The organism is Mycobacterium innocens, from assembly GCF_900566055.1.
GTDB lineage: Bacteria > Actinomycetota > Actinomycetes > Mycobacteriales > Mycobacteriaceae > Mycobacterium > Mycobacterium innocens.
Map to the genome: position 1 here is coordinate 1 of NZ_UPHQ01000179.1, position 7780 is coordinate 7780.

Genomic DNA, 7780 nt, shown 5'->3' on the forward strand with positions numbered 1-7780 from the left:
GGTTCATCTGGCCCATGGTGTCCAGCGAGGTGGCCTCGGCCAGACCGCTCCAGCCCGCGCCGGAGATGTTCTGCGAGGACGCCCACATCCGGCGGGCCTCGTCCTCAACCGTCTGAGCGTGCACCTCGAAGCGGCCCGCCATCGCGCGCATCGCGTGCGGGTCGGTCATAAAGCGTGTTGCCATGTTGCCTGTCTCCTTGTCAACTGGGTTTATATAGTCAACTGGGCTCTTAGTCGGGAGTTATTTGTGCAGATTGACTCCTAGTAGTGCCGACCGCGGTGATACCGAAGTCACCCAATCGGTCATGAAGAACGACAGTTACCCCTTTCTCTCAACCGGCCGCCGGAGAATGCGGTACGACCCTGCTGCTACGCGGCACCTCGAACCGAGGTTCGGCATTGGCTGCCTCCCACTCGTTCCACTCCGCCCACTCGTCCCACTCGTCGGTGCTGGATTCGGCGGGTTCGGGATCCACCGCACCGGGCACGACGGCGACCTCGGCCGCTTCATCCTCTTTGGCCCAGTGGTCATAGTCATCCGGTGGAACGGCCGTACCCCAGCTGAGCGGAACCGATAACCCGCCAAGCATCCCCGACTCACCGCGCTTCGCCGACACGGCATCGGGCGGCAAGGGCGGACCAAGAGGCAAAAGCACGCTGTCCCCTTCCAGTGCCGATTCCAATAAACCAACCCTCAATGGCAACCACAAACCATCGAGCACTTCGCATCGTATGACAATCCCGCGGCCAATATCCCCATTTTCTCCGATTTCTCTGCGTGCCAGCACGACCACTGGAGCCACGTCGGGCGGCCTGGCTGCGGCATCGCCGCTCGCAGCAGCCGAGCCTGCCGCTCGATCCGCGCAGCGGGAAACAACCCTGCACCGCACCGGCTTGCAGCGCAGGTCTGGTCTAAAGATGGATTCAAAAGGCATTCGGTAGGCATTCGGTAGGTATTCGGTAGGCATTCGATGCCTAGCAGATGCCGCTGGGAATTCCGCGGACCGGCCCCGATTCCTGGACCGGCATCGCCTGCGGATAAGGCACCCGATAGGGAAGCCCTTCGTTGAGAAACCCCAGGACCACGTTGGGCACACAGTTGACAACCTTCGGCAGTTGCCGAGCCGGGTGGTCCAAGTTGGGTCGCGACGGGTCGGGCGGGGCGGCGAAATTGAATGCCGACGTCATATCTCCGGTCACGCCGGCCCGCCACGGGGTCAGGTTGGGGATCGGAACCCCGAAGCGCTTACCGATGAGTTGCAGCTGCGACGTGTGGTCGAACTGGTCGTGGACCATCAGCCCGCCTCGGCTGTAGGGAGAGATAACGAAACATGGCACCCGGTACCCCAGACCGATCGGCCCCCGGATACCGCCCGAGCCGTCGACCTTGTTGATGTCGACGCTGTTGGGAATCCATTCGCCGGGTGTGCCCGGCGGCGCCGTCGGTGGCGTGACGTGGTCGAAAAATCCGCCGTGTTCGTCGTAAGCGATGATCAGCGCGGTCTTTTCCCATACGGCCGGATTGCGAAGCAACGTCCGGATCAGATTGACGATCGTGACGGCACCCACGGCGATCGGGAAGGACGGATGCTCGGAGTCGACGGTCAGCGGCACAACCCAGGAGACTTGCGGCAGCCTGTTGTTGATGACGTCGAGGACGAAGTCCGCGGGATATGTCGGCGCAATCCCGTATCGCGCCAGATCCGACCGCGGATCTCCCGCCGCCTTGAAACTGCCCACATAGCCGTTGCGGCTCAGCGACGTGTCGTTGAGGCCGCCGAGCAGCTTGCTGTTGTAGACCTTCCAACTGATGCCGGCGTCGCTGAGGTTCTGAGGCATGATGCGCCAACTGAACGTCAGTTTCGGTTGAATGGACGGCTCGACTATCTGTGGTCCGCCCTGGTCGCCGTCAGGGTTGACGGTGCCACTGATCCAGTAGAGCCGGTTGGGCATCGTCCCGCCGAGAAGCGAAGAGTGGTAGCGGTCGCAGACGGTGAACGTGTCGGCCAGCAGGTAGTGGATCGGTATGTCGGGGCGCGCGTAGTAGCCCATCACCACGGGCGTATTGGCCGCCGACCGGGTTCTGGCTTGCGCCGCAAGCCAGCCGTCGTTGGCCCCGCCATTCCACGACAAATGGGCCGCGATCCACTGGTGATCGGGGTCGTTGACGCATTCGCCAACGCCGTTGGGGCCCCTGGTCGTATCGATGCGATACGGCAAGGTAATGCCGGCGGGGTCAACCGCTTGTGTCTGCGGATTCCAGCCCTTCTGGGCGAACAGCGGTGTCGGTGCGTCGAACCCGTCCACGCTGGAGAGCGTGCCGAAGTAATGGTCGAATGACCTGTTTTCCTGCAGGCACAACACGATGTGTTCGATGTCGGTCAAATGCCCCGAGCACGGGCCGGCCGCATAGGCCTTCTCGATCACCGGGGCGGCCCAGTCCGTGAGAAAAGCTGCCGCCCCGACTCCGGTGGCCCTGGCCAGGAATTCTCGACGCGACATTCCAGCAAATGCACCGCCGCCCACCGGCCCTCCTTTATCGATGTTCGAGTTGACCGTATAGGCGTGACGGAAGTCGGCTGCGAAACGCAAACCGGCGTGTCCTGGCGTATTCAATCGCTCCGATGGCAGTCCGCGGTGCCCGGTTCGACCTTGAATCGGCCCTTCGACATAACCGGGCCCGCCGGGAATGCCCGTGCGGACCCGTTCCTGGCACCGGCATATTCGGCGCAGACACAACCCGATAGGGAAAAGGCATCGGTGCCGAAACTTGAATTGGGTTTCGACGGGTTCGGCGGGACCGCGAAATTGAACGTCGAAGTCATATCGCCGACCACGCCGTTTCTCCAGGCGCTGAGGTTGGGAACGGGCACCCCGAACCGCGCACTGATCAATTTCAGCGTCGAGGTGTGGTCGATCGTGTCGTGGACCATCAGCGGACCGCGACTGTAGGGCGAAATGACGATGCACGGGGTGCGGAAACCCGAACCGATGGGCCCGCGAATACCGCCCGAACCCGGCACTGCGTTGATATCGGGGACAGTGACGTACTCCCCGGGGGTGCCCGGCGGCGGTGTCGGCGGCGTCACGTGATCGAAGAAACCTCCGTTTTCGTCGTAATTGACGATCACTGCGGTCTTTTCCCACACCGCCGGATTCGACAGCAAAATCCGCAGCACGTCGACGATTCCGACAGCACCGATGGAAACGGGTAATGCGGGATGTTCGGACACAAGAATCCCGGCAGCACCCAGGAAACTTTGGGCAGCGCATGTTCTTGACGTCAGCGGCGAAGTCCAAGGGATACGTAGGGACGATGCCGTAGCGGGCCAGATTGGATCTCGGATCTGCGGCCCGCTGGAAATCGTTGATCAGTCCGTTGTAGCCCACAACCGTATTGTTGAGCGGCCCCAGAAATTTGTTCTGGTAGACCTTCCAGCTGACGGCGGCGTCTTCGAGGTTCTGCGGCATGATCCGCCAGCTGAGTTTTTGCTGCGGTTGGATGTTGGGTTCGATCAGAATCGGACCACCGTTGGTGCCGTCCGGGTCGATCCGGGCGCTCATCCAATACAGCCGATTGGGCGTGGTCCCGCCCAGCAGCGAGCAGCAGTGCCGTCGCAAACTGTGAATGTGTCCGCAAGCAGGCAATGGATGGGGGGTCCCCGCGAGTTAAATAACCCATCGTCACCGGGACGTTGCCCGGCAGCGGGCTGGACGCGGCCTGCGCCGGCAACCAGCCGTCGGTGGCGCCCCGTTTCATGAGTTATGCATGGTATGCATGGCGGTCCAGCCGTGATCGGGGTCGTTGACGCATTCGCCATCAAGCAGCGGCCCCCCGGTGGTGTCGAATCGAAACGGAATGGTGGTGCCGGCCGGGTCGACCGCCTGCGTCGCCGGATTCCGGCCCTTCTGCGCGAATGCCGGTGACGGATCGTTGAAACCCCGAGTCCCCGATAACGTGCCAAAGTAGTGATCGAATGACCGGTTCTCCTGCATCAACAACGCGATGTGCTCGATATCGGTCAAATGCCCCGAGCAGGGCCCGGCTCCATACGCCTTTTCGATAATCGGAGCGGCTAATGACGTGAGAGCGCCGGCGGTGGTGGCGGCAGCGGCTTTAGCGAAAGAATTGTCGACGGGTCATTCCGTCGACTGGGTGCTCGCTCCCCACACGCCCTCCTCGACGGCCGCTACGCACATTCCCGATCACGGTATAGTTGTGCCGGAAATCAATCTTGATAAGCCCACCGGCGTGTCGGACCCGATACGCAAGCCAGTGCTGATCATCATTTCGATCCCGGAGCGCAAAAAATCCGCCGCCGTCACCGAAAGCCGTAACGGCAGCTTCCCGGCCGATCAGCAAAGGCCGCTGGGAATCCCGCGGGTGGGGCTGCTTTCCTGAGTGGGCATCATTTGGGGATAAGGCACTCGGTACGGAATTGCCGGCAGCGTGCCGTCCGTCGTTCCCAATACGACGTTGGGGATGCATTGCGGCAGTTTCGGCACCGCGGCCAAGAGCGGATGGCTCAAGTTAGGTCTCGTCGGGTTCGGCGGTGTTGCGAAGTTGAACGCGGAGGTCATGTCGCCCACGACGCCATCGCGCCACGCGGTCAAATTGGGAATGGGCACACCGAACCTGGCGCGAATCAATTTCAGCTGCGAGGTGTGGTCGAAGGTGTCATGGACCATCAACCCGCCGCGACTGAACGGCGAAATGACCAGGCAGGGCACCCGAAAGCCCAGGCCGATCGGGCCCCGGATACCGCCGGACCCGGCCACTGCGTTGATGTCGGGCACCGTGACGTACTCACCTGGAGTACCCGGCGGTGCCGTCGGCGGCGTCACGTGGTCGAAGAACCCGCCGTTTTCGTCATAGCTGATGATCAAGGCGGTTTTCTCCCACACCGCCGGGTTGGAAAGCAGGATGCGCAGCGCATTGACCATCGCCACGGCACCCAGCGCCACCGGCAACGCGGGATGCTCCGACTGGATGAACGGTGGAACCAGCCAGGAAACCTGCGGCAGCCGGTTGCCTTTGACGTCGGCCGCGAAGTCCAACGGGTAAGTCGGTGCAATGCCGAACCGAGCCAGGTTCGACCTCGGGTTTGCGGACTGCTGGAAAGCCTGTACTAGCCCGTTATTGCTGATCGGAGTGTTGATGAACCGCCCAGCATCTTTGCTTTGGTACACCTTCCAACTGATGCCGGCGTCCTCGAGGTTCTCCGGCATGATGCGCCAGCTGTACTGCTGCTCGGGCAGGAAGCCGGGCTCCACCAACTGCGGTCCCCCATTGGTGCCGGCGGGATCGATGGTGGCGCTCATCCAATACAACCGATTAGGCAGCGTGCCACCGAGCAGTGAGCAGTGGTAGCCGTCGCAAATGGTGAAGGTGTCAGCCAGCAGATGGTGGATCGGGATGTCCTGGCGGGTGTAATAACCCATGACCATCGGGACATAAGGCCCGGTGCGCGTCGCCGACTGCGCCGGAAGCCAGTTGTCGTTGCCGCCGTTGTTCCAGGAGGTGTGCATGGCGATCCAGGCGTGGTCGGGATCATTGACGCACTCGCCGTCCAGTATGGGGCCACGGGTGGTATCGAGCCGGAATGGAATGGTGATTCCCGCAGGGTCGAGCGCCTGCGTCATCGGGTTCCAACCCTTTTGCTGGTATGCCGGCGACGGGTCGCTGAAACCTCGGGTGCTCGAAAGTGTGCCGAAGTAATGATCGAATGACCGGTTCTCCTGCATCAACAACACGATGTGCTCGATGTCGGTCAAATGCCCTGAGCATGGGCCCGCACCATACGCCTTTTCGATCACCGGGCCGGCAAAGTCCATCAGCAACGCCGCAGCGCCGGCGCCGGTGAGCTTTGCAAAAAACTCCCGGCGTGACATTCCCCGGAAGGGGTTTTCCGTCACGTAATTCGCCTCCCTGCGCGCAGTTCAGCTCACGGTATAGTTACCATGCCGATCGGTCGCGGCAGGCTGACCGGCGTGTCGCGGGCCTACTTTCACCTGCAGCAAACGCGCCGGAATCGGTTTCCGGGATCGGTATTGGCCGGTTGCGCTGTACCGGTGGGTACGGAGTTCCGGTCTGTTGGCCGGCGTGTCGAAGCCACGAGAACCGCGGCGAAAACCGCCGGGGCCTCGTTAAGCCCAGGCTGGGAGCGGTGCCCACGCGGCGGCGACCCTCCCGAAGCGCACCGGCCGGGCGCCCTGTTATCGAAGCGGACGTACGCCGTGCCGACGCAACATTGCGACCAACGTGCCAATACTCATCGGATTAAAGTGCGTCACGACAAAAATTTATCGAATCCCACATTCCTAATCGATCCCTCATAGTGCCATTTCTCGACCTGGCGCCGGCGCCGGCAACCTCCCCCATTACTCGAGGTCAGCGCCCGTTCTTCGACTTTTCAAACGAATGGCATTCGGCACCGTCGGTCTTAATCTGACGCCAGGAATGATGTCGTGCCGCGAGTAACCCGGTCGTGATCGGAAAACCATTGTCCCGACCGGGTTTCGTGATTGTCGTCGTCGTTGTAGCGTCCCTTGCCATGTGGGGTACGGTGCTCCTGTTGGCGCTCGTCGCGACGGCCGATCCGGTGCGGATCGGGATCAGCGTTCTCCTGTCATCGCGACCTCGTGCCGTCGGCCAGCTCGTTGCATTTTGGCTCGGCGGCATCGTCACCAGCGTTGCTCTGGCTACGGGTGTGCTCTTCGGACTACGAGGATTCGCGCTCGACGTCATGCACCGGGTGGAAGTTGCCACCGCCAGTTCCACCGCCGGACACATTCAGATCGCGATGGGTGTCATGGCCCTGCTCATCGCCGCGCTGGCGATCAGCCTCTCCCCGGGCCAGCGGATGCGGCCTGGGATGACAGGCGCCAATCCATCACAGTTGCAGGTCCGGACGTCCACGACGATCTCGAGGTTGTCGACGCGCGCCCAGTTCGCGCTGCAGGCCCGCCCGCTGCGGGTGGCGTTCGTCCTCGGAGTCGGGATGTTGGCGGATCTCCGGTTTCTGGTAGCGCTCACCGCGATTTTGGCCTCGGGAGCTGCGGTGGCCACCCAGGTCACAGCGGCGGGCGTGTACACCCTTGTGGCGCTGGCATTCGTCGAGCTCCCACTCGCCAGCCAGCTGGCGGCGCCGGCTAAGACCGGCCAGATCATGTCGGTGCTGCAGCGCTGGGTCAAGGCTCGGCGGCACCAGATCTTCGCTGTCGTCGTTGCCCTGCTGGGGGTATTCCTGATGACCAGGGGGATGGGCCGCGTATAAGCGCCCGCTCTGATTGCGGCTGCCGGCGCCGGTGCCCTTACCTCGTCACACATCGCCTCCGGCGCCGAGACCACGGATCGCTTTCGGCTGACATGGTGAGGGCCGCGGGTAACACTGTTTGGTTGGTGTGACCCGCGCCCTGTAGAGCTGGCTGGTGAGGCCGGGTCGGTGTTGGTCAGGCCCAGCTGGAGCCGGCGGCGGAGTCGGTTTGGGCGTGGGCGTTGGCTTGTTCGTAGATCACCTGGAAGTTGCGGCCTGACGCGGTGATGAACTCCTGGCAGGCCCCGCCCCGCAAGTCCCGGCGCTACCCGATACCGGTACGCGGGATCACACTCGGGCGCGCCTGCACCACATGCGGATTAGCACCCCCACGGCCCATCATCCCGCCGGGCATCCCCGCCCCGGCACCACCGCCACCCATCGGCATCGGCATCATCGGCATTCCCGCGCCGCTGCCACCAGCGGCAGCCGCCAATTCCGCCGCCGTGGGCACCCCACCCAAC

Annotated in this window: 6 protein-coding genes and 3 pseudogenes; 2 read left to right on the top strand and 7 right to left on the bottom strand. The window is 62.9% G+C overall.

Going from position 1 to position 7780, the window contains the following annotated elements; genetic code table 11:
• The 4 genes and pseudogenes from EET03_RS17700 to EET03_RS32460 all read right to left on the bottom strand — a co-directional run.
• Nucleotides 1–184, bottom strand: a 184-nt coding sequence (locus EET03_RS17700; RefSeq protein WP_136625718.1) for a WXG100 family type VII secretion target, incomplete at its 3' end; no start/stop codon positions are given.
• A gap of 148 nt (nt 185–332) precedes the next feature.
• Nucleotides 333–656 (bottom strand): hypothetical protein, encoded by a 324-nt coding sequence (locus EET03_RS31705; protein WP_089025206.1) that lies wholly within the window; start codon nt 654–656, stop codon nt 333–335.
• A gap of 319 nt (nt 657–975) precedes the next feature.
• A complete protein-coding gene (locus tag EET03_RS17710) occupies nt 976–2502 on the bottom strand; it encodes a phospholipase C (RefSeq protein WP_075541894.1) in 1527 nt (508 codons plus the stop codon).
• 110 nt (nt 2503–2612) lie between these two features.
• Nucleotides 2613–4144, bottom strand: a pseudogene (locus tag EET03_RS32460) (phospholipase C).
• A 75-nt stretch (nt 4145–4219) separates the two neighbouring features.
• On the opposite strand from EET03_RS32460, the gene EET03_RS32465 reads away from it, so the two are divergent.
• Nucleotides 4220–4402, top strand: coding sequence for a hypothetical protein (locus EET03_RS32465; RefSeq protein WP_075541893.1), 183 nt, complete (start codon nt 4220–4222; stop codon nt 4400–4402).
• Here the strand turns inward: EET03_RS32465 and EET03_RS17725 are convergent.
• Nucleotides 4357–5892 carry a phospholipase C gene (locus EET03_RS17725; protein WP_063469470.1) on the bottom strand — a complete coding sequence of 512 codons (1536 nt, stop codon included), beginning with the start codon at nt 5890–5892 and terminating at the stop codon, nt 4357–4359. The two genes, EET03_RS32465 and EET03_RS17725, sit on opposite strands and share 46 nt — an antisense overlap.
• 662 nt (nt 5893–6554) lie before the next feature.
• On the opposite strand from EET03_RS17725, the gene EET03_RS17730 reads away from it, so the two are divergent.
• The gene (locus EET03_RS17730) at nt 6555–7277 is read left to right on the top strand and encodes a GAP family protein (protein WP_075541895.1); all 723 of its coding nucleotides are present in this window, start codon (nt 6555–6557) and stop codon (nt 7275–7277) included.
• 175 nt (nt 7278–7452) lie between these two features.
• Here EET03_RS17730 and EET03_RS33070 read toward each other — a convergent pair.
• Nucleotides 7453–7560, bottom strand: a pseudogene (locus tag EET03_RS33070) (type VII secretion protein EsxI); the annotation flags it as partial.
• Nucleotides 7561–7581: 21 nt separating this feature from the next.
• Nucleotides 7582–7780 (bottom strand): annotated as a pseudogene (locus EET03_RS17735) (PPE family protein); the annotation flags it as partial.

What these genes read in the sequence shown, in the direction of transcription:
- EET03_RS17710 (WP_075541894.1), bottom strand. Translation starts at nt 2,502, where the DNA reads ATGTCGCGTCGAGAATTCCTGGCCAGGGCCACCGGAGTCGGGGCGGCA.
- EET03_RS17725 (WP_063469470.1), bottom strand. Translation starts at nt 5,892, where the DNA reads ATGTCACGCCGGGAGTTTTTTGCAAAGCTCACCGGCGCCGGCGCTGCG.
- EET03_RS17730 (WP_075541895.1), top strand. Translation starts at nt 6,555, where the DNA reads ATGTGGGGTACGGTGCTCCTGTTGGCGCTCGTCGCGACGGCCGATCCG.